We start from the raw sequence: 24,541 nt of genomic DNA on the forward strand, positions 1-24,541 counted from the left end.
ACAGGTCCGCCACCGGCACGCCGGCCTCCTGCTCGCGCAGGATCCCGATAATCTGCTCTTCCGTGAACCGTGATCGCTTCATTCGTCCGTCCTTTTGGTGGGCGGACTCTAGTTATTTCTGGAGGAGTTTCAGGGGGTCACGTCAGGCCCCACCAGGGTTCAGGCCCTGACGGAGGTCACCCGATGCCTGAGCGCCCGGCTGGACACGCCGGCCGCGATCGTCGACTGAGCGGCGCCTGGGCGACGGGAAGGCCGGGGCCTTCTCGTCGGATTCGAACTAGAGCAAATCGCGCGACATGGGAATTGCACGATTTGCTCTAGTTTTTGTTTTCGCATCGCTTTTGCGGAAAACCGGCGCACACTTTTCCGCGCGATGCTCGGGGCGGCGGGAAGGCCGGGGCCCGCCGGATCCGGACTAGAACTTGCCGCGGACGCCGAACTTGATCGTCCGGCCATTGAACTTGGCGTAGTCCATCCGCGTCTTGCGGCCGTCGCCGTAGCGACCGCTGACGTCGTCGAAATAGTCGTAGGTCAGGGCGTTGGTGAGGTTCAGCGCATCCAGGCGCACCTCGATGCTGTCGTTGATCTTGTAGCTGATATTGCCGTCGAGGAAGCCGGATCCGGCATGCCAGCGCTGCAGGTCCGACCCGTTGTTGGTGGTCTCGATGATGTTCTTGGCCTTGTAATTGTAGGACAGGCGAACACCGAACGGGCCCTTCTCGTAATAGCCCGTCAGGCTGTACGAGTACTTCGGCACGGTGTTGACGTTGAGGATCTTGCCGGCCGTGGTCGTATAGTTGTAGCCGCTGGTGTTGACGTGGGTGAAGCTGGCCAGGGCGCCCAGGCCGCTCCAGAAGCCGGGCAGGAAGTCGAACGACTGCTGGTAGGCCAGCTCGTAACCGTCCAGCTTGATCGAACCCTGGTTGTAGTAGGTGGCCAGGGTGATCGGCAGGTTCGGATCGACCTTGCCGGTCGCCGGGTCCTGGAAGATCGGCGCCAGGGCGGTGTCGGGCAGGCCCAGCGACGAGAACGGCACGGTGGTGGTGGTCGAGACCGTGGTGTCCTTCAGCTCCTTCCAGAAGAACCCGGCGCTCAGGATCCCGCCCCGCCCGAAATACCATTCCAGGCCGGTGTCGTAGTTGGTCGAGGTCTGCGGCAGCAGGTCCGGGTTCCCCGAGGTGGCGCGGGTGTCGTAGATGTTCGGGATGACCGTGTTGGCGGCGATGATCGACAGCGACGCGCGGGTGATCGTCTTGCCCCATGACCCGCGCCAGATCAGCTTGTCGGTCAGGTCGTAGGCGAAGCTGGCCGACGGCAGGGTGTTCTCGTACGAACCGTCGGCCTTGTTGGGAACGTAGGTCGTCACCGACCCGTTCGTCTGGCGCAGATAGTTGTCGATGTGGGTGCTGGTCTCGGAATAGCGCACGCCGGCGTTGACCCGCAGATCGCGATCGAAGACCTGACCCTTGAGGTCGGTCTGCAGGAACGCGGTCTTGACCTCTTCCTCGGCCCCGAAGCTGGCGTTGAAGTCGATCGGCGTGGCCCGGGCCGTGCCGATCGGATCGAAGGTGTTCATCATGTAGTCGCGGCTGAAGGTCGCCCATTCCTGGGGATAGCCCGACCCGATCACCAGGTTGTCGAGCGGAACCTCGTGCAGCATCTGCGAGCGCAGCCCGGCGGCGCCGATCGCATTGACCTTGGCGGTGCCGGCGGCCGTGGCGTTGCGCTTGCTGGTGTCCTTCTGGGTCGAGACGTAGGAGACGCCGCCCTTCAGGTGGCCTTCGACGCCGAACAGGCCGTAGTCGTAGTCGGCGAAGATCTTGGCGGTCTTTTCCCTGTCGATCTCGCGCCGCCAGTCGAAGCCGACACCGAAGTCCTGATAGTTGTTGGGGTTGGTGAAATCGACACCGGGCGCCGAGAGAGCCGGATAGACGTGGTCGTCGGTATAGTCGATCGTCGAGGTCACGCCGTAAAGGTTGGAGACCAGGCGGTTGCCGGTGAAGAAGGCGTCGCTCTTGCTGAGGCTGCCCTGGGCCGTCACCTTCAGCTTGTCCATTAGCTGGTAGCTGGCGTTGAACGAGACCATCTTGAACTTGGTCTCGGCGTTGTAGAAATAGCTCTCGCCCAGATAGGACGTGTTGCCGAACGTGCCTTCCAGCAGGTTCGATTCCGAATCTAGCATGACATTGATCGGCACCAGGCCGTTATGGCCCGGCGCGCCCGGCTGGGCGGCGGTGTTGGTGGTCTTGGAGTTCCGGATCGGCAGGCCGAAGGTGTACTCGTCCAGCGAGTCCGTCAGCTTCGAATAGAGGCCGTCGAGGCTGACGCTCAGCTTTTCGTTCTGATACTGCAGCGACCCGACCGCGCCGTCGCGCTTGCGGGTGTTTTCGCCGCCATAGTAGCGGTAGAAGCGCGGCAGATAGCCGTTTTCGATCTGGGCGCGGGTCAGGCCGCCGGGATTGTAGCGCGGGTCGGCGAAGTCCAGCGTGACTGCGAACGGGCCCTTGTTGGGCGACTGGCTGCCCAGGGCGTGGCTGTTGTAGCCGCCGGTGGCCTCGAAGCCGGAACGGTTGTTGACGCTCTCGGAATGCGCCACCGCCAGCAGCGCGCCGAAATTGCCCCAGGTGTTGGAGAACAGCGCGAAGCCGGCCGGGTCCAGATGCTTGGACTTGTCGTTGTAGGATCCCACCACCTGATATCGGATCGCACGGCCCGGATGGTCGAACGGACGCGGCGTCTGCAGGTCGACCACGCCACCGATCCCGCCCTCTTCCAGCTCGGCCAACGGCGTCTTGTAGAAGTCCACGCGACCGAACAGTTCCGAAGCGAAGACGTCGTAGTTGAAGTCGCGCGACGAACCGCCGACGTTGCTGGACGAGGTCGTGCGCACCGGCGCGCCGTTGATGGTGGTGACGTTGTAGTCCGAGCCCAGGCCGCGGATCGAGATCCGCTGGCCCTCGTTGGAGGCGCCGTCACGGCTCAGATAGACGCCCGGAATGCGTTGCAGGGCCTCGGCGACGTTGGCCTCGGGGAACTTGCCGATGTCCTCGGCGACGATCGAGTCGCGGACCACGATCGCGTCCTTCTTCAGGTTCAGCGACTTCTGCAGCGACGACCGGAAGCCGGTGACGACCACCTCGTCGACGGTGTCACGCGCCGTGTCATGGGCCGCATCGCTGTTGGTCGCCGTATCGTTCGCCGTGGCCGCATCCTGGGCCCAGGCGGCCGTGGCGGCCCCCATGCCCACGGCCAGGATCGTCGTCAGCAGCAGTTGCTTCTTCATGGTTCCCCTCCCCTCGCGGCGCTCTCGGCCGCGCAGATCCCATCCCCACCCGACACGTCGAGGGGGCCGCACGCCCGCGGGCGGTGCATTTCAAAAATCGAGACTGACGCCGTTCAGGCGCCTAGGCGGTCGAGGTCCGCATCACCTGTCCTGACATGTTTCCTCACGGTCGAGCTTTTCGCTTCTGACTTTAGGCGTAACACATAGCGAAGAAGGACAACATATATGGGAACGCCATTTGTATGATTTTTCGGGGCGCGGCACGTTTCAGCGACCGTTGTTGCGTGACAGCAACATGAATCCGGTCCCGGGCGCGCCGAACCACGCCGTTACGGAACGCAGCGACGGCGGGACGGATCAGGCTCGGCCTCAGCGGTAGCCGAATTCGGCGCTGATCTTCTGGGTGGTTTCCTTGACGTAGGTCGCGACCGTCTCGATCCGGGCGTCGTCCATGTACTGGGCGATCGAGGACACGGAGACGGCGGCGATGATCTTGCCGCCCATGTCGCGGATCGGGGCCGCCACGCAGCGGATGTGGTCCTCGTTCTCGTCGAGATCGAGGGCGTAGCCTTGAGCGCGGTAGCGAGCCATCACCTCCAGCCACTGGCGAAGGTCGTAGCGGTAGCGGGGGAAGGCGGCGGCCTCGCGCAGGAACACCTCACGCAGGACGTCCTCGCCCTCGTCCATCAGCAGCGCCTTGCCCAGGCCCGTGTGGCGCAGGGGTTGGCGCTCGCCGATGACGCAGCGCACCTCGATGCGCCGGGTGCCGGGAATCTTGTCGATATAGTGCACCTGGTCGCGGTCCAGGACACCTAGATTGACCGTGTCGCCGGTGTCGAGCGACAGCTGGCGCAGGTGGTCGTGGCTCACCCGGGTCAGGGTGATCTGCTGGGAGGCGGCGTAGCCCAGTTCCAGCAGCTTGGTCCCCAGGGCGTAGCCTTCGCGAGGCGAGAAGGACAGGAAGCCCGCCTCGACCAGGGTCGAGGCCAGGCGATGGACCGTCGTCTTGTTCAGGTCCAGGGACTTGGCCATCTTGCCCAGGGTCGTGTCGCCCTTGGCGACCCGGCTGAGCACTTCCAGCCCCTTGAACAGGGTTTGGGCGCCGGCGCTGGTGCGCGCCGAGGACGCCTCCTCCACATCCATCGAAGGGCTGTCGACCATCTCAATCATCCCGCAGGCTCGGCGGCGACGTCGCCCCGCGCCGTACCGGATAGTGATACGGCTCCGGGGCCAAAATGCAATGGCCGCCCCGGCGCCGCCGTCCCGATTCAGTAGTCGACCGCATAGTCTTTCTGGAACGGCTGACCAGCGAAGGCCAGCTTCTGGGTCCAGGCCTGGGCCGGCGCCGCCCAGAAGCTGTCCGACGCTGGAAGCCCCAGGGCCAGGAAGCCCTCCGTGGTGATATACATGCTGCCATTGTTTGAATACCAGTCGCCCAGGGCGGGGTTGCGCCCGGCGAAGCCGATGGTCAGGAAGCCGTCCTTGGTGAAGTTGCTGGCCTGGCCGAACACCGCCTTGTGCGCGGCGACCAGGGCCGAGCGCACCTGTCCCTCAGACAGCTTGGCCGGTAGCTGCTTGCGCAAGGCCAGCAAGGCCAGCGGCTGGAACACGGCCGTGCGATAGGTCAGCGACCGGCCGAACGGCGGGAAGGTTCCCTCGGGCGAGACGAACCGCTCCAGGTGCTCGCTGTAGCGCTGGGCGCGCTTGACGGCCAACTCGCGCCACTTGGTCAGGTCGTCCTTCCAGAACGGGGCCTTGTGGGCCTCCATGACCTCCAGCACCTGGATCATCATCGGGTGCATCACGAACGAGCCGTAATAGTCGAAGTGGAAGGTCGCCCCGTCCTTGATCCAGCCGTCGCCGATGTACCATTCGTCGATCATGCGCACGGCCGTGTTGAGCCGCATCGGGTCGGCCTCCTCGCCGATCTGCAGCAGGAACGCCTCGTTCATCGCCGCGAACAGCAGCCAGTTGATGAACGGCGGATTGACCCGGCGCAGGCCCTTGATCTCCTCGACGATCCGCTTCTTGGTCGTCGTGTCCAGCGGCTCCCACAGGGTCTTGGGGGCGCGCAGCAGGGCCTGGGTGAAATAGGCCGAATCCACCAGGGCCTGGCCATGGCCGCGCCACAGCAGGTAGTCCGGGCTGGCCGGGTCCACGGCGTGGACATAGCTCTGCAGGGCCTGCTCCGTCAGCCGCTTGCGGACCTTGCCCTCGGCGGTGGCGTCCTCGGGCAGGGCCAGCCAGGGCGACAGGCCCGAGATCATCCGGCCGAAGCATTCCAGGTAGGCGACGCCCGGTTCCCGCCCGTCCCAGGTTGGGCTGAGCTCCAGCGGGAAGGCCTTCTTCAGCTCGCCCCTGGACATCGCCGACAGCACCGGGCTGGCGATCTTCTCCAGCAGTCCGGCCATGTAGGCGCGGTCGTCGACCGGCGCGGCGGCCGGCTTGGCCGCGCTGGCGGCGCCGCTCCCGAGGGTGGCGGCGCCGACGACGGCGGCCTTCATGAAATCACGCTTGTGCATGGTCGCCCCTATCGCGCTGGCTTGAGGTCAAGATCGGCCATCGCCGTCGCCGCCAGCAGGAAGGCGCCGACGCCGTAGAACTGGGTGTCGTCGTAGCTGACACTTTCCGGGCGGTCGGAAACCGGCTGGACGTAGCCGAACTTGCCGTCCGGATGCACCGCGCGCGTCAGGGCGGCCCAGCCCTTCCGGGCGACGGGCTCGTAGCCGGCGCGGTCGAGCAGCCCGGCCTTGACCCCCCAGGCCATGCCATAGGTGAAGAAAGCGGTGCCGCTGGATTCCGGCGGCGACTTGGCGGGGTCGGACAGCAGGGACGGCGACCAGTAGCCGTCGGGCTTCTGGATCGCCTTCAGCTTGCCGGCCATTTCCTTGAACACCGTCTCCATCCGCGCGCGGTCGGGATCGCCCGGCGGCAGGAGCGGGATGATGCGGGCGAGGCCGGCGAACACCCAGCCGTCGCCCCGACTCCAGAACACCTTCTCGCCGTTCGGGCCGCGGCGGGTGAAGAACCGCGAGTCCCGGTAATAGAGGTGCTCGTCCTTGTCGTAGAGGAAGTCGGTGACGGCCGCGAACTCCTTGCGGGCATAGGCCGCGTAACGCGGATCGCCGGTGACCGTGCTCAGCTCGAACCAGGTGGCCGGGGCCATGAACAGCGCGTCGCTCCAGCACCAGCGCTGATCACAGTCGACGCCGCGCGGATCGGTATATTCGGCGTGCTCCAGCCCCACCTTCGGGGGATAGGCCAGGATGGCGTCGAACCGCTGGCGCAGCGGCCCGATCGCCGCATCGCCGGCGCCATGGCGCGACGCCCAGAGATAGGCCTGACCGATCACGTGGTCGTCGGCATGGTAGAAGCGCTTGCCCAGTTCCCACTGGTTGGCCAGGCCCCGCGCCAGGATCGCCTGGCGATAGGCGGGGTTGTCGGAGCGATCGGCCAGGTCTCGCAGCCCGACGAACAGGGCGCCCTGCACCCATCCCTTCAGGTCGGCGGTGTCGCGCGAGGTGTTGGGCGGAATATAGCCGGCCGCCATGGTGGCCAATTGGTAGTCCGCCACCTTCTCGGCCAGGCGCAGCACGTCGGCGCGGGCATAGGGAACGGGCCCGACCTGGGAGGACGCCGGGGGCGCCTGGGCGGCCGCCGCGGCCAGCGGCGCGCCGGTCGCCAGCAGGGCCGCGATCCCGACCGCGCGGAAAACAGACTTCATCGCTTCCTCCGTCCAGGCCGAGTTCGTCCGGCCCCCTTGGTGTTTCGTCCCGCCGCGAAGCGCCGTGGTCACTGAAGCTGGCAGATGTCGAGCACGTTCATGTCGTCATAGTCGAGGTTTTCCCCGCCCATGGCCCAGATGAAGGCGTAGCAGCCGGTTCCGACCCCGCTGTGAACTGACCAGGGCGGGCAGATCACCGCCTGCTCGTTGGCGACGACGAGATGCCGCGTGGCCTGGGGCTCGCCCATGAAATGAAGCGCCCGATCCTCCGCGCCGAGACGGAAATAGAAATAGGCCTCGGAACGACGGTCGTGCAGATGCGGCGGCATGGTGTTCCAGACGCTGCCCGGCTGCAGGATCGTCAGGCCCAGCAGCAACTGGGCCGAAGCGCAGACACCGGGCACCACCAGCTGGTAGATGATCCGATGGTTGGCGGTCTCGTGCGCTCCGCGCTCGAGAGGGATCGCCGCCGCCGTCGACAGCCGCTTGGTCTCGAAGGCGACGTGGGCGGGGGTCGAGGCCAGGTAGAAGCGGGCGGAACAGGCGGCGTCGAGACTCTCGAATCGGACATCGACCGCGCCGCGAGTGACATAGAGGGCGTCGAGCGGCTCCAGGAGAAAGACCTGCCCGTCCACGGTGACCCGACCGGCGCCCTGGCCGACATTGACGACACCCATCTCCCGCGCCGCCAGAAACGGCTGCCCGGCCTGCGATGGGGGCTCGGCCTGGGCTGGTAGGACGATCGCCGTCTCCAGAGGTGCGGCGCCGCCGATGATCAGCCGCTCCTGATGCAGATAGTTGAGCTTGACGGCGCCGTCGACGAACAGGCCCTCGATCAGATACCGGTCGCGAAGATCCTGGTTGCTCGCGCCCGCCATCATCGCCGGATGGGTGGCGTAGAAAACCTTGTCGTACGTCAAAGCCTGAAGCCCCGGGCCTGGTCGCCCTGGCCGGCGGTGCGAGGAGCGCCACTTGCGATATGGTCCATGGCCTCCCCTCGCTCCATGCGGCGTTCTGCATTTATCTGACAAATAGATTTTTGAAACGCAAGCCCACAAATCGGAACGGACGGTTTCACCCAGCGAATTTCAGCAGCGAATGCACATCACCTTTTCCGCCCACAGGTCCAGGCAGAGAAACAAATATCGTTTCGATTTGCGACATTCTGCTCGATAATTTTGAAACATTATCGTCGAAACCGCAAACCACCCGACGCTCTCCAGGATCGGGTCAGGGCCGCGGAGACTGGAGCTCCACCAGGCGCAGCGTGGTCGGCGCCGGGATGTCCTCGGTGGGACGGTCACGGTTCGGAGGGCGGGTGGCCCAGGCCAGCGCGTAGTTTTCGGTCGGTCCGATCGAGAGCGGCAGCACGTTGAACCGCATGTCTGCCGATGGCGGATACCTGGCCGCCATCTGGTCCGCCAGGCCCGCCACGGGGCGTTCCTCGACGAAGGCCAGCGAAGCCTCGTCGACCACCAGTTCGAGCGACCGCCCGTCGCGGATCACCGGAACGACCAGCCGTCCGCCGGCCAAGGGCCGGACGGCGCCGACCTGAACCCGACCCGCCAGACTGCCGGGGCCGCCGAAGTCCCATCGAAAGCCCTTCCAGCGGCTGACCTGCACGGTCCGCCAACCCGCGGCCTCGCGGCGGGCCAGATAGATCTGCGTGTCTCCAGCGGCGTCGAACCTGTGGTAGGTGACGATCGGCCGCCCCGCGGAATCGAAACCCAGCACCGTGTTGTTGTTGATCATCCCGCCCCGCACGGGCACGGGGTCGACGATCTCGGCCTGGCCCAAGGTGATGGGCAGGGCCAGAGGGGCGCCGTCGGACCGTTCCCAATGGATCAGGTCGCGACTGCGCGCATAGCTCAGGTCGTGGTTCGTCGCGGCGTCGGGCGAGTCGCGCCACACCCAGACGATGTGGAACATCTTGTCGGGCCCAAGCACCGGCCCGACGAAATAGGCGTTGCGCTGGCCTTCGCCGCTGGCCAGCGGCGCATCGAGCAGGCGTCGCCAGGTATCGGCCCCGGGGTCGAACAGATTGTAGATCTCGTCGCCGGACCCGCTTCGCCCCGAGCGGTACTTGACGACCAGCCGCCCGTCAGCGTCATGCAGGAAGACCGGGTAGGTGACGCGCGCCTCGTCGTCGGGGGCGATCATGTTCGGCCGCCGCCGCAGATCCCGGGCGTCGTCCGTTCCGCTCGTGCGGAAATAGATCAGCGGCTCGGAATGCATGTTGGCCATGACGTGCAGCTGTCCGGCCGGATCGATCGCCATGGCGACGTAGTTGTGGCTGTCCCACCCCAGCCAGGTGTCGAGCTTGACATAGGTCCAGGCGCTTCCGGCCCGGTCGCGCTGGGCGATCGTCAGCCGCCGGTCGGCGTCATAGTAGCCGACATAAATCCGCCTGGGCCCGGCGGCCAGGGCGAAGCCCACCTTGTGACCCGACCAGACCCGGTCGATGGCCTCGATGGACTTGATCGGCAGCGCGCGAACCGGATGGTCGGCCTCGGGCGCCTGGGCGGACGTCTCCGTCGCGCCCACGAACAGAATCACGCCCGAGAGGGCGGAAACCAAGGCGAGCGACCAACCCTGGCGCATGAAAACCTCCAACGGAGACTGAATGTCATCGGCAGGGGCCAACGAGGGCCCGGCGCGCTGGCGGCCAGACTGTGCGCGCTTCGCAGTCGTCGCGTCGAGCCTCGATTTCGCGCCGCGCCGACCTTCGATCAGAGCATGATCGCGTCGCGCTGGTGCGACAAACCGCGCCATCGGGCTTTACCGTTCCTTGACCTTGCCACCGCTCTCCTGCGGCATGAGACCCGGCCGGAGGAAGCCGCGCCTTCGGGCCGAAAGGAGCCCTCCGCAATGGCCGTGCGCCTTCGCCTCTATCGGCCGGCCGATCCGCCGCGAGGCCTGCCGACCGCGGCGGCGCTGTTCCTGGCCTATGTCGCCGTCGAACTCTGCATCTGGCTGTTCTGCCGCGATATCAGCGACGCCGTCGCCTTCTTCCCCTCCAATGGCGTCCTGCTGGCCGCGATCCTGGTGCTGTCGCCGCGGCTCGGCCTGGGCTTTTGCCTCGCCTGTTTCGCGGTCGACATCACCCACAACTGGATCGGTCGGATCGACCTGACGCACGCGCTGTTGTTCAGCGGCCTGAACCAGGCGCTGGCCTTCGGCGGCGCGATGCTGACGCGCAGCTTCTGCGGCGCGGCGCTGGACCTCTCGCGGGCCCGGCGCCTGTTCATCTTCACCTTGATCGCCGGCGTCGCGGCTGGGCTGGAGGCGTTGATCGGCCAGGTCCTGGTCGGCCTGATCGACGGCTCGTTCGCCGATTTCGCCCATGCCTGGCTGCAATGGACGCTGGAGGACGGCCTTGGCCTGCTGATCGCGACACCGGCGGCGCTGCTGCCGTTCAGGCAGGAGCGACTGTTCCACGCCGCCGCCGCTCCGTCCCTTGAGCGCTTCCTGCTGCTGGCGCTCACCGTCATCCTGACGATCGTCGCCTTCATCAGCGACCAGTTCATCGCCCTGACGCTGGTCATGCCGGCCCTGGTGCTGACAGCCTTCCGGGCCGGGCCGGGCTGGGTCTATGCGTCCGTGCTGACCGCCGGCGTCATCGCCATGGCGCTGACAGCCAACGGATACGGGCCGGTCGCCTTCATGGCCCCCACCGATCCCTATCGCCAGCAGTACATGATCCAGCTGTTCATCGCCTCCGCCTTCGCCGCCGCTGTCCCGGCCACCGCCGCCCTCGGCGTGCGCAACCGCAGCGCCCAGCGGCTGGAACGCGCCTATGCGGCGGTGCGCAAGGCCAAGGAGAAGGCCGAAGCGGCCAGCCGCTCCAAGTCGGAATTCCTGGCCAATATGAGCCATGAAATCCGGACCCCGATGAACGGCATTATCGGCGTCGTCGGGGCCCTGGCCCGGACCGAGCTGGGCCCGCGCCAGCGGGAAATGGTGCAACTGGTCGAGACCAGCGCCGATTCCCTGCAGGTCCTGCTCAACGACGTCCTGGATCTGGCGCGGGTCGAGGCCGGGGAACTGGCCATTCACGCCGAAAGCTTCGATCTTCGAGCGACCTGCGGCGCCATCGTCGACCTGTTCCGGGCCAAGGCCGAGGAGAAGGGCCTGGCCCTGGAGCTGCGGATCGCGCCGGTCGTGGCCGATCGGCACATCGGCGACGCCGCCCGTCTGAAGCAGATCCTCGGCAATCTGGTGTCCAACGCCATCAAGTTCACCGATCGGGGTCGCGTCGAGTTGAGCGTCGAAGCGGAGGCCGAGGTCGACGGGACTCAGGCGCTCAGCCTGACGATCACCGACACCGGCATCGGTTTCGATGCGGAGACCGGGCGACGCCTCTTCGCGCGCTTCGCTCAGGCCGATGGCTCGATCACCCGAAGGTTCGGCGGCACGGGCCTTGGCCTGTCGATCTCGCAGGCCCTGACGCGGCTGATGAACGGCGAGATCGAGGCGGCTTCGGCGCCCGGGGAAGGGTCGCGCTTCACCGTGCGCCTGACCCTGGCCGTGGCGGCGGGAGATGATCACGCGCCGTCGCCTCAGGATCTCGCCGAACCGATCCTGGCGGCGGGGCGAACGCTGAAGATCCTGTTGGCCGAGGACCACGACATCAATCGCCGGGTGGTGAGCCTGATGCTCGACGGCCTGGACGTGGATCTGACCATGGCGGTCGACGGGCGAGAAGCGGTCTCGCGCTTCCGACCCGGCGGCTACGACCTGGTGCTCATGGACATGCAGATGCCCAATATGGGCGGCCTGGAAGCCATAAGCCACATTCGGGAGGCCGAACGTGAGGTCGGCGCGGTCGCGACGCCGATCGTGATGTTGACCGCCAACGCCTTGCCGGAACACGAGACCGCCGGCCTGGGCGCGGGGGCCGACGCCTTCCTGACCAAGCCGATCGTCGCCGGCGAGCTCATCGAGACGATCGCCAGACTGGCGGGACCGCAAGCCCCAGCGCTCACTTGAGCGAGCGCCGAAGACCACCTTGGCGTCCGCTCACACCCGTTCCGGACCAAAAGCGGGCGCCGACCCGCACCGGAAACCTAGCCTAGGCGGCCTACACCGCTTATACCCCGCGGCATGTTTGAAGGCCTCTCCCCCCTCGCCCGCGACGCTCGCTCTTGGCCGTTCGAGCAGGCGCGCGCCCTGCTCGCCCGCATCCTGCGCCTGCGCCTATCCGACGCCGAGCGCGACCTGGCCTCGGTCCTGATCCATTCGGGCAAGGCCGACGAAGCGGTGAGGACCTTCCCGGCCCTGGCCAAACCCGTGATCCTGGAGACTGGCTACGGCCCCTCGGGCCTGCCGCACCTGGGCACCTTCGGCGAGGTGGCGCGCACGACCATGGTGCGCAGCGCCTTTCGCGCCCTGACCGACGACGCCATTCCCACGCGCCTGATCGCCTTCAGCGACGACATGGACGGCCTGCGCAAGGTTCCCGACAACATCGAGAACAAGCAGCCGCTGATTGAGGACCTGGGCAAGCCGCTGACCGTGGTCCGCGACCCGTTCGGCACCCACGACAGCTTCGGCGCCCACAACAACGCCCGCCTGCGCGCCTTCCTCGACGGCTTCGGCTTCGACTACGAGTTCGTCTCCTCGACCGAGTGCTACAAGGGCGGGCGGTTCGACGAGACCCTGCTGACCGCGCTTGAGCGTTTCGACGCGATCCAGAAGGTCATGCTGCCGACCCTGGGCGAGGAGCGCCGCGCCTCCTATTCGCCGTTCCTGCCGATCAGCCCCTCCACCGGCAAGGTGCTGCAGGTCCCGACCTTGGAGCGCGACGTCGACAAGGGCACGATCGTCTTCCAGGACGAGGACGGATCCAAGGTCGAGGTCCCGGTGACCGGCGGCCATGTGAAGATGCAGTGGAAGCCCGACTGGGCCATGCGCTGGACGGCCCTGGGCGTCGACTACGAGATGAGCGGCAAGGACCTGATCGACTCGGTCAAGGCCTCGGCCCAGATCTGCAAGGCGCTGGGCGGGGTCCCGCCCGAAGGCTTCAACTACGAGCTGTTCCTCGACGAAAACTCTCAGAAGATCTCCAAGTCGAAAGGCAACGGCCTGTCGATGGAGGACTGGCTGCGCTACGGCGCGCCGGAAAGCCTGTCGTACTACATGTTCCAGAGTCCGAAGAGCGCCAAGAAGCTCTATTTCGACGTCATCCCCAAGGCGACCGACGAGTACCTGCAACAGCTGGACGCCTATCCGAGGCAGGAACCGGCCAAGCAGCTGGACAACCCGGTCTGGCACGTCCACTCGGGCCGCCCGCCGCAGTATGGCTCGCCGGTGTCGTTCAGCCTGATGCTGAACCTGGTCTCGGCGGCCAACGCCTCGGACAAGGCGATCCTGTGGGGCTTCCTGTCGCGCTACATCCCCGGGGCGACGCCGGAAAGCCAGCCGCTGCTGGACCGCCTGGCCGGCTACGCGATCAACTATTACGACGACTTCGTCAAACCGACGAAGGCCTTCCGCGCGCCGGACGACAAGGAGCGCGCGGCGATCCTCGACCTGCTGGCCCGCCTGAAGGCCCTGCCGGCCGACTGCCAGGACGCCGAGCTGATCCAGAACGAGGTGTTCGCGGTCGGCAAGGACCACGGCTTCGACCCGCTGAGGGCCTGGTTCCAGGCGCTGTATGAAGTGCTGCTGGGCCAGAGCCAGGGCCCGCGCTTCGGCTCGTTCGCGGCGATCTTCGGCCTGGACAGGACGATGGCGTTGATCGAGGGAAAGCTGAGCTGAAGAAGACGGCCGCAAAGCACAGCCATTCCTTCAATGGGAAGAAGCCGGCCGCCGCGAGCAACAGAAGCTTCATAATTCGGCCGATTGTATCAGATGCAACAATCAACCGTCGCCCGCCCCTTGATTTCGAACAGGCATTCGATGGCGGAAATGCGTCACGCAATTGCAGTTGCGCTGAAATTTTGCAGGTCCCGACTGTATTTGACTTTCCTGCGCGACTTTCACGGTAAGCGGTTGCTCCACACGAACGACCGGTGCTAGTCACACTTTACTCTTATCACCGCCAATTTGGTGGCTTTCGCAGATGGGGACTTCATGCGCGTTGCGATGATCGGCACCGGTTATGTGGGCCTGGTGTCTGGGGCCTGCTTCGCTGACTTCGGTCACGTCGTAACGTGCATCGACAAGGATCCGAGCAAGATCGAACGCCTCGAGCGCGGTGAAATCCCGATCTTTGAGCCTGGCCTGGATGACCTGGTGGCGCGAAACGTTCGTGAAGGCCGCCTGTTCTTCACCCTCGACGGCGCCGAGGCGATCAAGGCGGCCGACGCTGTGTTCATCGCGGTGGGCACGCCGACCCGTCGCGGCGACGGTCACGCCGATCTCAGCTACGTCTACGCCGCCGCCGAGGAGATCGCCGGCCTGATCGAGGACTTCACGGTGGTGGTCACCAAGTCGACCGTGCCCGTGGGCACGGGGGACGAGGTCGAGACGATCATCAAGCGAGTCCGCCCGGACGCCCAGTTCGCCGTGGTCTCCAACCCGGAGTTCCTGCGCGAAGGCGCGGCGATCGAGGACTTCAAGCGTCCCGACCGCGTGGTGGTCGGCACCGAGGACGAGCGCGCCCAGGCGGTGATGCGCGAGCTCTACCGCCCGCTGAGCCTGAACGAGACGCCGATCGTCTTCACCGGCCGCCGCACCAGCGAGCTGATCAAGTATGCGGCCAACGCCTTCCTGGCGATGAAGATCACCTTCATCAACGAGATGGCCGACCTGTGCGAAAAGGTCGGCGCCGACGTCCAGCAGGTGGCCAAGGGCATCGGCCTGGACAAGCGCATCGGGTCGAAGTTCCTCAACGCCGGCCCGGGCTATGGCGGCTCGTGCTTCCCCAAGGACACGATCGCCCTGGTGCGCACGGCCAACGACTACGGCGCGCCGACCCGGCTGATCGAGACCACGGTGGCGGTCAACGACGCCCGCAAGAAGGCCATGGCCGACAAGGTGGCCGCGGCCATGGGCCTGGAAGACCTGGCCGGCAAGACGGTCGGCGTGCTCGGCGTGACCTTCAAGCCCAACACCGACGACATGCGCGACGCGCCCAGCCTGGACATCCTCCCCGCGCTGCAGGCCAAGGGCGCCATGGTGCGCGCCTTTGACCCCGAAGGTCGCCACGAGGCCGAAAAGCTGTTGCCGGGCGTGATCTTCGCCAACGGCCCTTACGAGGCGGCCGACGGCGCCGACGTCCTGCTGATTCTGACCGAATGGGACCAGTTCCGGGCCCTGGATCTTGATCGCATCAAGAGCCTGCTGAAGGCTCCGGTCGTGGTCGATCTGCGCAATGTCTACAAGCCGGCCGAGATGGTCCGGAACGGCTTCACCTACGCCTCGATCGGTCGAGGCTGACCATGGCCGCGGTGATCGTCACGGGGGCCGCGGGCTTCATCGGCATGCACGTGGCCGAGCGTCTGCTCGCCCGCGGCGAGACGGTGATCGGCGTCGATGTCTTCAACGACTATTACGACCCGGCCCTCAAGGCCGCGCGAGCAGCCCGGCTGGAAGGCCGCGCGGGCTTCACGATGGTCCGCATGGACGTCGCCGACGCCGAGGCGTTCGAGGCCCTGGTGCGCGACAGCGGCGCCAAGCGCATCGTTCACCTGGCCGCCCAGGCCGGCGTGCGCTACTCGATCGAGAACCCGTTCGCCTATCAGCGCTCGAACCTGGCCGGCCACCTGTCTGTCCTGGAGGCCGCGCGTCGCATCGAGGCCGTCCATCTGGTGTATGCCTCGTCGAGCAGCGTCTACGGCGATCGGCCCCAGTCGCTGGACGGCGGCGAAGGCGCCGGCTTCAAGGAAACCGACCCCGTCGACGCGCCAGTGTCGCTGTACGCCGCCACCAAGCGCGCCGACGAGCTGATGAGCATCAGCTACGCCAAGCTCTACGGCTTCCCGATGTCGGCCCTGCGGTTCTTCACCGTCTACGGCCCGTGGGGCCGCCCCGACATGGCCTATTTCGGCTTCACTCAGAAGATCCTGAGCGGCCAGTCGATCGAGGTGTACGGCGAGGGCAAGATGGCCCGTGACTTCACCTATATCGACGACATCGTCGACGGCGTGGTCGGCGTCCTGGACCATCCGCCCGCCCAGGGCCGGCACGAGATCTACAACATCGGCGACAACGATCCCGTCGGCCTGATGGACATGATCTCGACTCTGGAGACGGCGCTCGGTCGCGAGGCGGTCAAGATCATGCGCCCGATGCAGCCGGGCGATGTCACCTGCACCTACGCCGACATCGCCAAGCTCAACGCCCTCACCGGCTACAAGCCAAAGGTGAAGTTGAAACAGGGGCTCGAGAACTTCGTGGCCTGGTGGGACCAGTACTACGGCCGCTGACGCCATCACCGCGCGGGGCCGGCGCCCCGCCGGCGGAGACCAAACTCGATGAAATTGCCCGTCAACCCGCGTGCGCTCGCGGGTAAGGTTCTGACCAGCAAGGGCTTCCGCGACGCGGTGCTCGTCTATTTCGCCTACTGTTTCCGCTTCGTCTCGCCGCTGCTGCTGTATCCGCTTCTGACGCGGCGGCTGGGGGTGGACGGGTTCTCCGTCTACGCCACGGCCTATTCGATCGCGCTGTTGACCTCGATCGTCGTGGAGTACGGCTTCAACCTCAGCGGCACGCGCGATGTCGCCACCGCCGCTGACGACGAACAGCGGGGCCAGATCGTCGGTCGCATCTCGTTCGCCAAGGCGCTGCTCTGCCTGCCCGCCGTGGCGATCGGCTTCGTGCTGGGCGCGACCAATCCGGTGATCGGAGGCGACCCCGCCGTCACCCTGGCTTCGATCGCCATCGGCTGCGCCCTGGGCCTATCGGCCTTCTGGTATTTCCAGGGCATGCGCCGGATCTTCCTGGCGGTGTCGCTCGAGGTCTCGGGCCAGGTCATCGGCCTGGCCTCCACGTTCCTGCTGGTCCAGCATCCGAAGGACACGATCCTGGCGCTGTCGATCCAGGCCGGCGCCATCGCCATCACCTCGCTCGGCGGCGTCGTCATCATGCTGCGCCAGTATCCGGACCGCCCCAGGGCGAGGATCCAGGAGGCGATGGACGCCCTTGTCACCGGCTTTCCGATCTTCATCAGCCGGTCGGCCGTGGTGATCTACGGCACGGCCGGCGTGTTCGTGCTGGGCCTGACCAGTTCGGCCACGCACGCGGCGTGGTACGGCGCGGCCGAGCGGGTCATCGCCCCCGCCGCCGCCCTGCTGCGACCGATGTCGACGATCCTGCTGCCCCGCCTTTCGGCTCAGGCCAGCGAGGACCCCAGAAAGGCCGCCAGGACGGCGGGACTGATCTGCGTGGCGACCGGCGCGCTCTATCTGATCGGCGCCCTGGTGGTGTGCCTGGCCGCGCCGATCCTGTTCAAGCTGATCTTCGGCGCGGGATTCGCGGGCGGCGCTCCGGTTCTCGCCGTGCTGGCCTTCGTGATGCCGGCCGCCGCCTTGAACACCATCGTCGTCAATCAGCTGATGGTGGCCCTTCGCCTCGACAAGAAGATCGCCCAGGTCGTGCTGGCCGGGGCCGCCGTAAGCCTGGCCTCCGCCTTCCTCCTCAGCCACAGCTTCGGCGGCGTGGGCATGGCCGCCTCGCGCCTGCTTTCGGAGCTGTTCATCTTCGGGTTCGCGGCGTTCCTGGCCTGGCGTCACCTCAACTCGAACCGGACGGCGACGTCAGCGGCGAACTAGCACCTTCGCTGGCACGCCTCCCACGACGCTGCCGGGCGGCACGTCGCGGTTGACGACGGCGTTGGCCGCCACGACGGCGCCGGCGCCTACAGTCACCGGACCGATGATCACCGCGCCGGCGTAGATGGTCACGCCGTCGCCAATCACCGGATAGGATGATTGCCCGGCGTCGGCTCGCCCCAGGGTGACGTTCTGGTAGATCGTCACGCCTTCGCCGATCCGCACCTCGTCGCCGATGACGATGCCGGTAGGATGCGGCAGCAGCAGACCGTCGCCGATCTCAGCGTCGAACGAGATGTAGCAGGCGCTGGAGGCGACGTTCCAGCGCCAGACGAGGCGCCCCAGGCCCTTGCCAGGCTTGCCCTGCTTGGCCAGCCATGCGGCCAGACGCGCCAGGACCATGGTCTTGAACGCCGGCGTGAACAGCCACTTCACCAGCGGCGTGTAGGGCTTTCGGCTGTCGGTGATGCGGGCAAGATCGGCCCGGATGGCCCCTCCCAGGCTCACGGCGCGACGCTCGCCTCAGGCCAGCCTTCGGGGCGGCCCGACTTCACCCCCATGGCCTTACGCAGCTGAGCCAGCGCCGGGCCGCCCCAGGGCGCGGCCAACAGGCCCAGTCCGGTTCGGATCATCCGGTTGCGGGGCGAAGGGACCAGATAGTCTCGGGCGATCTGGCGGCCGGCCTCGGGCGAGCCGAACAGGGCGCTGCGGATCGCCACCTTGCTCAGTTGCTTCTGCACGTCCGGGTCGTCGATCGGCAGCACATCGGTGACGGCCTCGCCGGCTGCCAGGCGCGAGAGCACCTTGTCTTCGTCGACCGCGCCTCGGGCGATCTTCTTGCCCAGCATATAATAGGCGCTCTGGCGCGCCACGGTGGCCGGGTTGAAAGAGATGCCGCCGAAGTCGACCGCACGGATATAGAGCGGCTCGGGCACCGTCGCGAACCGGCCCAGATGCCGCATGCGCAGCCACAGGTCGTTGTCCTGCGACATGCGGAACTCGGGACGATAGCCTCCCGCTTTTTCATAGGCCGCACGCCGGAACATCACCTCGCCATGGGTGAAGGTCGTGTCATCGATCAGGTCCTCGGGCGATTTTGAACCGGCGTCGGGCGTCCGGACGCGATAGAGGTTCATCGCCTCGATGTAGTTGACGTAGTGGCTGCCCACCACGACCACCTCGGGCTCGGCGTCCATCAGGGCCGCCTGGGCCTCCAGCCGCCGCGGCAGCGAAACGTCACCGGCGTCGTGGATGGCGACATACGGGCTCTTGGCCTGGCGGACGCCCTCGATCAGCCCGCGGGTCAAGCCGATGTTCTTCTCGCGCGTCACCAGGCGGAAACGTGGATCGTCCATCTCGGCCAAGACCTCGCGCAGCACCGCCGCGGTCTCGTCGCTCGAGCCGTCGTCGGCGATGATCGCCTCGAAGTCCTGGAGGGTCTGGTTCTTCAGACCCTGCAGGGTCGGCCGCACGGCGTGCGGGCGATTGTAGAAGCAGCAGACAACCGAAACCCTGGTCATGCTGGCGCTCTCCGGACGACGCGGGCGGGCGGGACGGCGAACATGCCGATGATGAACCCGATGTAGAGGCTGATCGGCCAGGTTTCGACCGAGGTGATCGTCAGGCCCGCGCCGATGAGCAGGAACACGCCTAGCATGGAGAGGCTGCTGTCGAAGCCCAGCATGGGATCCGGCTTGGCGGCGCGGACCACCTTGGCGATCTCCCAGTAGAGCCACAGGCTGAGCGGCGCGCCGAACTCGACGACGTACTTGAGCAGGACGTTATGAGGCTCGACCCAGTGGGCCCCGCCCACGGCGAAGGGTTCGCCCAGGGTGCTGCCCGCGCTGCCCAGGCCATAGCCGGAGAACAGACCGATCGGATAGGTGCTGAACAGCGTCCCCATGGCTTCGTAGCTGATCGAGCGCGAGGTGAAACGATAGTCGCTGAAGATCGCCTGCTCGAGCTGCGAGAAATAGCCCGCGAAGATGCCGACAGCCATGATCGCCGCCCCGGCGGTGAGGACGCCCACGCGGATCAGCGGGTGCTTGCCCGACCTGGAAATCTGCACGCAGGCCAACGCCGCGGCGATGATCATGAACGTACGCGTGAAGGATGCGTAGATGCCCAGGGCGCCGATGGCGATCAGGATCGCCGAGCGCGCCCAGGCCAGCGGGTTGGACGCCTGCTTGATCGTCAGGGCGATGAGGATCAGCAGGGTGCCGGTCATGCCGACATGGAAGCCCGAGGACAGAATGGAGATCGCGCGCTGATAGTCGCCGATCTTGTTGGCGTATTCCTGCGCGGACTGGGCGTCGAGCATCTGCTTGTCGAAGGCCGTGAAGCCGAAGAGCCACTGCTTGACCGCGTAGATCGCCACGACCACGCAAACGCCGGTGATGATCCAGAGCACGACGTTCCGGTCACGACGACGCACGCTGTAGCCGATACAGATCGCCAACAGCCAGAGAATCGACTTTCGGAAACCCTGGTAGGTGGCCGTGAGCGGTACATCGTGCGTCCAGAACGCGATGTTCAGGACCGACAGGGCCAGGAGGCCCAGGATCAGGAACTTGAGCGTCCTCAGCCCCGGCTTGAACAGCGACCACAAGAACATGGCCAGCATGATCATGTCGGTCCCGCCCATCAGGGCGCGGCCGAGCGGCTGGGAGACGCCACGTACGGCCGAGAACATCGGCATGGCGATGATCAGCGCGCAGACGATGACGCCATAGCGCCAGGCGCCGGCCGGATTCAGGTCGGCCGACGATTGCCCCGGGGCCGGCGGCCGAGGTCCTTCGCGCCGCCGGATGGGCGTCTCGGAAGCGGAGGGTATGGTTTCCGGTGTCGGGGACGTTGCGTCGGTCATCGCGCGGGTTCCGTGGCGGCGAAGCACAGGGCCTCATATTCCGACAGGATGTCCGACCAAAGAAAGGCCGTTTCGAAACGGTGGCGCGCGGCGGCCTGAGCCTGCTGGAGACGCTCGCCTCCGGCTTCGATCTCGTCGAAGCAGCGGGCGCAGGCGTCCTTGTCGGGGAAGTACCACTGATCGGGACCAGCCACCCATCGATTGTAAGGATTGTCATGGCCGACGATCGCGTTGCCCGCGCCCAAGGCCTCGACGAGGGAAGGATTGGTGCCGCCGACGCTGTGGCCATGACAGTAGGCGGCGGCGTGGAACCGCAACGCCCGCACCACGGCGGCGTCGTAGATCGCGCCGGGGAACAGCACCCTGCCCTCGCCGGCCTTGAGGACCGCGGCGTGATAGGGGTTCTTCTCGGGCTCGAGCTTGCCCAGGCAGACGAACTGCAGGTCACGCTCGCGGGCCGCGAAGGCTTCGATCATGGGCAGGATGTTGTTCTCGGGCTCGATCCGCCCGATCGAGATCAGATAACGGCCCGGATTGAGGCCGCGCGCCCGGACCGGCTCCTCGGAAGCCTCGGTCACCGCATCGGCCCCATAGGGGATCATCACGATGTCGCGCTTGCTGCGCCGCCGCGCCAGGTGGCGCTCGATTTCCGGATGGTCGGCGATCAGCTTGGTGGAGGTGAGCGCTCCGATCCATTCGTTCAGGTAGAGCCAGATCCGGCCATGCCATGGCCACTTGGCGCGCTTCCATTCGATGCCGTCCATGTTGGTCAGCACGGGATGGCCGCTCAGGCGCAACAATGCGCTGAACACCGCGGTGTTGTACCCCAGCACCAGCATCACGCCTTCGGACCGCATGGCGTGCATCACGCACATCCAGTCGAACTTCATCGTCCCCGTCGCGCCGGAGTCGGCGACATAGGTCACCCGGCGCACCCCCCGCCACTCGTCGACGACCGGTCCGGGCGGACCGTCGTCGGCCTGACAATAGACCGTCACCTCCCAGCCCTTGGCGACCAGGTGCAAGGCGAAGTGCTCGGCGAACGTCTCGAAGCCGCCGTGGCCGGCAGGAACGCCCCGGGTGCCCAGGATGGAAAGCTTGCGAACCCTGGTCATGCCGGCGTGTATCCGCCATGCAGGCGCAGGACATTGCGCAGATATTGGCCGTAGGTCGACTTGCCGAGGTTGTCGGCCAGCTTTTCCAGCTGCCGGGCGTCGATGAAGTTCTTCACGAACGCGATCTCCTCGGGACAGGCGATCTTGAAACCCTGGCGCTTCTCCAGGGTCCGCACGAACTCGGCGGCCTCGATCAGGCTGTCAGGCGTGCCGGTGTCGAGCCAGGCGTAGCCCCGGCCCATGATCTCCACCGACAGCTTGCCGCGCTCCAGATAGGTGCGGTTGACGTCGGTGATCTCCAGTTCGCCCCGCGCGGACGGCTTGAGGTTGGCGGCGATGTCGACCACGTCGGCGTCGTAGAAATAGAGGCCGGTGACCGCCCAGTTGGACTGCGGTCTGGCTGGCTTTTCCTCGATCGACAGGGCGCGCATCTTCTCGTCGAAGGCGACCACGCCATAACGCTCGGGATCGGTGACGTGATAGGCGAACACCGTGGCGCCGGCGCCCCGCGCCGACGCGCTGTTGAACAGGTCGGTCGAACCGTGGCCGTAGAAGATGTTGTCGCCCAGGATCAGCGCCGAGGGCGAGCCCGCCACGAAGTCCGCGCCGATGATATAGGCCTGGGCCAGACCTTCGGGATTGGGCTGGACGGCGTACTCGATGCTGCAGCCCCACTGAGACCCGTCGCCCAGCAGCGCCTGGAAGGACGGCGTATCCCGCGGCGTCGAAATGATCAGGATCTCGCGGATCCCCGCCAACATCAGCGTCGACAGCGGATAATAGATCATCGGCTTGTCGTAGACCGGCATCAACTGCTTGGACGTGACCTGGGTCATGGGGTGCAGACGCGTGCCCGAACCTCCGGCAAGTATGATGCCCTTCATGGCGCAACGCTCCTGTTCGAAAGCTCTTCGACGATCTCGGCGACGGCGTCCCGCCAGGGGCGGGGTACGACGCCGTAGTCGGCCGTGATCTTCGTGGTGGAAAGTCGGGAATTGGCCGGCCGCCGGGCCGGCGTAGGATAGTCGGCCGTCGTGATCGGCGTCACTTCCGCGAAGGCGCCGCCATGGCGGGCGCTCTGGGCGAAGATCTCCTGAGCCAGACCGCTCCAGCTGGTCTCGCCGGCGTTCACGAAGTGATAGACACCGGTGGCCGCGGCGGGATCGGCGATCATCCGCAGCGTTATCGTCGCCAGAGCGCGCGCGATGTCGCGCGCCGAGGTCGGGCAGCCGAACTGGTCCGCCACGACCGAGATTCGGTCCCGATCGCCGGCCAGGCGCAGCATCGTCTTGAGAAAGTTGGCCCGATGGACGCTCAGCACCCAGGCCGTCCGGACCACGACCGAGCGCGGGTTGCCCGAACGCACGGCCAGCTCGCCCGCCAGCTTGCTGGCTCCATAGACGCCCAGGGGCGCCACAGGAGCGTCCTCGGCGTTGAAACCGTCGCCCTGGCCGTCGAAAACATAATCCGTCGAAACATGCACCAGCGGCACGCCCGCCGCCTTGGTCGCCTCGGCCAGCAAAGCGGGCGCGAGGGCGTTGGCGGCGAACGCCGCGCCGACCTCGGTCTCGGCCCGATCGACGGCGGTATAGGCGGCCGGGTTGATCACGGCCGCCACCGGATGGGCGGAAAACCAGGCCGCGACGCTGGCCGCGTTCGTCAGGTCAAGCTCTGACCGGGCCGGGGCGAGCACCTTCACCCCCGCGGGCCAGGCGTAGGCCTGCAGCTCGGCGCCGACCTGACCGGCGCCGCCTGTCACGAGAATCGCGACGGACTCAGCCATGGCCGCGCCGGGCCGTGGCGTCCCGCTTGTCGAGGATGGCCTGCCACCAGGGGCGGTTGGCCAGGTACCAGGCGATCGTCCGCTCGATGCCCTGCTCGAAGGTCACCGACGGCGTCCAGCCCAGTTCGCGCCGAATCTTGCTCGCATCGATGGCGTAGCGCTGATCGTGGCCGGGGCGGTCCTTCACGAAGGTGATCTGTTCGGCGTAGGACTTGCCGTCGGCGCGCGGCGACAGGCGGTCCAGCGTGCTGGTGATCGCCTTGACGACGTCCAGGTTCTTGCGCTCGGAATTGCCGCCGATGTTGTAGGTCTCCAGCGGTTGCCCCTGCTCGAAGACGGCCTGCAGCGCCGAGGCGTGATCCTCGACGAACAGCCAGTCGCGCACGTTGGAGCCGTCGCCATAGACCGGCAAGGGCTCGCCGGCCAAAGCCTTGATGATCACCAGCGGGATCAGCTTTTCCGGGAAATGGTACGGACCGTAGTTGTTGGAGCAGTTGGTGACCAGCACCGGCAGGCCGTAGGTGTGGCCCCACGCGCGGACCAGATGGTCCGACGAAGCCTTCGACGCCGAATAGGGCGAACGCGGATCGTAGGGCGTGGTTTCGGTGAAGTAGCCTTCCTCGCCCAGCGACCCGAAGACCTCGTCCGTCGAAATGTGATGGAAGCGGAACGCGGCCTTTTCGCCCCCTTCCAGGCCGTTCCAGTACTTGAGCGCCTGCTGAAGCAGGGTGAAGGTGCCGACGATATTGGTCTGGATGAAGTCGCCGGGCCCGTCGATCGAACGGTCGACGTGACTTTCGGCCGCCAGGTGGGCGATCACCTGCGGGCGGAACGAGGCCAGCGCCGCCGCGACAGCCTCGGAATCAGCGATGTCGGCCTGGACGAAGCGGTAGCGCGGACTGTCGGCGACCGGGTCCAGGGACTCCAGCACGCCCGCATAGGTCAGCTTGTCGAAGACGAGGACTTCATGATCGCTGCTGGCGATCAGCCGCCGCACCAGGGCGGAACCGATGAAGCCGGCGCCGCCGGTGATTAGAATGCGCAACTAACCAGTC

General features: G+C 66.5%; 19 protein-coding genes. 5 read left to right on the top strand and 14 right to left on the bottom strand.

From position 1 onward, the window contains the following. The 7 genes from EV278_RS24685 to EV278_RS22230 all read right to left on the bottom strand — a co-directional run. On the bottom strand, positions 1 to 82 hold an 82-nt coding region (locus EV278_RS24685; RefSeq protein ID WP_347812836.1), incomplete at its 3' end, for a transposase. A gap of 333 nt (positions 83 to 415) precedes the next feature. Further along, positions 416 to 3,283: a TonB-dependent receptor gene (locus EV278_RS22205; RefSeq protein ID WP_132096143.1), complete on the bottom strand. Its 2,868-nt coding sequence runs from the start codon at positions 3,281 to 3,283 to the stop codon at positions 416 to 418. Positions 3,284 to 3,652: 369 nt separating this feature from the next. Then, entirely contained in the window at positions 3,653 to 4,444 is a 792-nt protein-coding gene (locus tag EV278_RS22210; protein WP_132096145.1) for an IclR family transcriptional regulator, read from the bottom strand. Positions 4,445 to 4,551: 107 nt separating this feature from the next. Next, on the bottom strand, positions 4,552 to 5,805 hold the full coding sequence (locus EV278_RS22215; protein ID WP_132096146.1) for a DUF2264 domain-containing protein: 1,254 nt from the start codon (positions 5,803 to 5,805) through the stop codon (positions 4,552 to 4,554). Between the two features lie 8 nt (positions 5,806 to 5,813). Continuing rightward, positions 5,814 to 7,007 (bottom strand): glycoside hydrolase family 88 protein, encoded by a 1,194-nt coding sequence (locus tag EV278_RS22220; protein WP_132096147.1) that lies wholly within the window; start codon positions 7,005 to 7,007, stop codon positions 5,814 to 5,816. Between the two features lie 68 nt (positions 7,008 to 7,075). Further along, positions 7,076 to 7,927, bottom strand: a complete 852-nt coding sequence (gene kduI / locus EV278_RS22225; protein ID WP_132096149.1) for a 5-dehydro-4-deoxy-D-glucuronate isomerase — start codon at positions 7,925 to 7,927, stop codon at positions 7,076 to 7,078. Positions 7,928 to 8,237: 310 nt separating this feature from the next. Then, on the bottom strand, positions 8,238 to 9,608 hold the full coding sequence (locus EV278_RS22230; RefSeq protein WP_165916745.1) for a BNR repeat-containing protein: 1,371 nt from the start codon (positions 9,606 to 9,608) through the stop codon (positions 8,238 to 8,240). Positions 9,609 to 9,875: 267 nt separating this feature from the next. On the opposite strand from EV278_RS22230, the gene EV278_RS22235 reads away from it, so the two are divergent. From EV278_RS22235 to EV278_RS22255, 5 genes are all read left to right on the top strand, one after another. Continuing rightward, a complete protein-coding gene (locus EV278_RS22235; RefSeq protein WP_132096153.1) occupies positions 9,876 to 11,996 on the top strand; it encodes an ATP-binding protein in 2,121 nt (706 codons plus the stop codon). 114 nt (positions 11,997 to 12,110) lie between these two features. Then, the gene (locus EV278_RS22240) at positions 12,111 to 13,766 is read left to right on the top strand and encodes a lysine--tRNA ligase (RefSeq protein ID WP_132096155.1); all 1,656 of its coding nucleotides are present in this window, start codon (positions 12,111 to 12,113) and stop codon (positions 13,764 to 13,766) included. A 315-nt stretch (positions 13,767 to 14,081) separates the two neighbouring features. Then, complete coding sequence (locus tag EV278_RS22245; RefSeq protein WP_132096157.1) at positions 14,082 to 15,389, top strand: UDP-glucose/GDP-mannose dehydrogenase family protein; 1,308 nt, start codon at positions 14,082 to 14,084, stop codon at positions 15,387 to 15,389. Continuing rightward, positions 15,386 to 16,378, top strand: coding sequence for an SDR family NAD(P)-dependent oxidoreductase (locus tag EV278_RS22250; RefSeq protein ID WP_132096159.1), 993 nt, complete (start codon positions 15,386 to 15,388; stop codon positions 16,376 to 16,378). The genes EV278_RS22245 and EV278_RS22250 overlap by 4 nt, the downstream gene beginning before the upstream one ends. A gap of 48 nt (positions 16,379 to 16,426) precedes the next feature. Then, a complete protein-coding gene (locus EV278_RS22255) occupies positions 16,427 to 17,722 on the top strand; it encodes an oligosaccharide flippase family protein (protein ID WP_132096161.1) in 1,296 nt (431 codons plus the stop codon). Here the strand turns inward: EV278_RS22255 and EV278_RS22260 are convergent. From EV278_RS22260 to rfbB, 7 genes are read right to left on the bottom strand one after another with little or no spacing between them, the layout of a single operon-like run. Continuing rightward, positions 17,708 to 18,229, bottom strand: a complete 522-nt coding sequence (locus tag EV278_RS22260) for a hypothetical protein (protein ID WP_132096163.1) — start codon at positions 18,227 to 18,229, stop codon at positions 17,708 to 17,710. The genes EV278_RS22255 and EV278_RS22260 overlap by 15 nt on opposite strands. Beyond that, complete coding sequence (locus EV278_RS22265) at positions 18,226 to 19,242, bottom strand: glycosyltransferase family 2 protein (protein ID WP_132096165.1); 1,017 nt, start codon at positions 19,240 to 19,242, stop codon at positions 18,226 to 18,228. The genes EV278_RS22260 and EV278_RS22265 overlap by 4 nt, the downstream gene beginning before the upstream one ends. Then, positions 19,239 to 20,588 (bottom strand): hypothetical protein, encoded by a 1,350-nt coding sequence (locus tag EV278_RS22270; RefSeq protein WP_132096167.1) that lies wholly within the window; start codon positions 20,586 to 20,588, stop codon positions 19,239 to 19,241. The genes EV278_RS22265 and EV278_RS22270 overlap by 4 nt, the downstream gene beginning before the upstream one ends. Further along, positions 20,585 to 21,703 carry a DUF1972 domain-containing protein gene (locus EV278_RS22275; protein ID WP_132096170.1) on the bottom strand — a complete coding sequence of 373 codons (1,119 nt, stop codon included), beginning with the start codon at positions 21,701 to 21,703 and terminating at the stop codon, positions 20,585 to 20,587. The genes EV278_RS22270 and EV278_RS22275 overlap by 4 nt, the downstream gene beginning before the upstream one ends. After that, the gene (gene rfbA / locus EV278_RS22280; RefSeq protein ID WP_132096172.1) at positions 21,700 to 22,587 is read right to left on the bottom strand and encodes a glucose-1-phosphate thymidylyltransferase RfbA; all 888 of its coding nucleotides are present in this window, start codon (positions 22,585 to 22,587) and stop codon (positions 21,700 to 21,702) included. Before rfbA ends, EV278_RS22275 begins: the two co-directional genes overlap by 4 nt. Further along, the gene (gene rfbD, locus EV278_RS22285) at positions 22,584 to 23,486 is read right to left on the bottom strand and encodes a dTDP-4-dehydrorhamnose reductase (protein ID WP_132096174.1); all 903 of its coding nucleotides are present in this window, start codon (positions 23,484 to 23,486) and stop codon (positions 22,584 to 22,586) included. Before rfbD ends, rfbA begins: the two co-directional genes overlap by 4 nt. Further along, the gene (gene rfbB / locus EV278_RS22290) at positions 23,479 to 24,531 is read right to left on the bottom strand and encodes a dTDP-glucose 4,6-dehydratase (RefSeq protein WP_132096176.1); all 1,053 of its coding nucleotides are present in this window, start codon (positions 24,529 to 24,531) and stop codon (positions 23,479 to 23,481) included. Before rfbB ends, rfbD begins: the two co-directional genes overlap by 8 nt. Between the last annotated feature and the right edge of the window lie 10 nt (positions 24,532 to 24,541).

This window comes from Caulobacter sp. BK020 (assembly GCF_004342605.1).
In the GTDB taxonomy this organism is placed as follows: Bacteria; Pseudomonadota; Alphaproteobacteria; order Caulobacterales; family Caulobacteraceae; genus Caulobacter.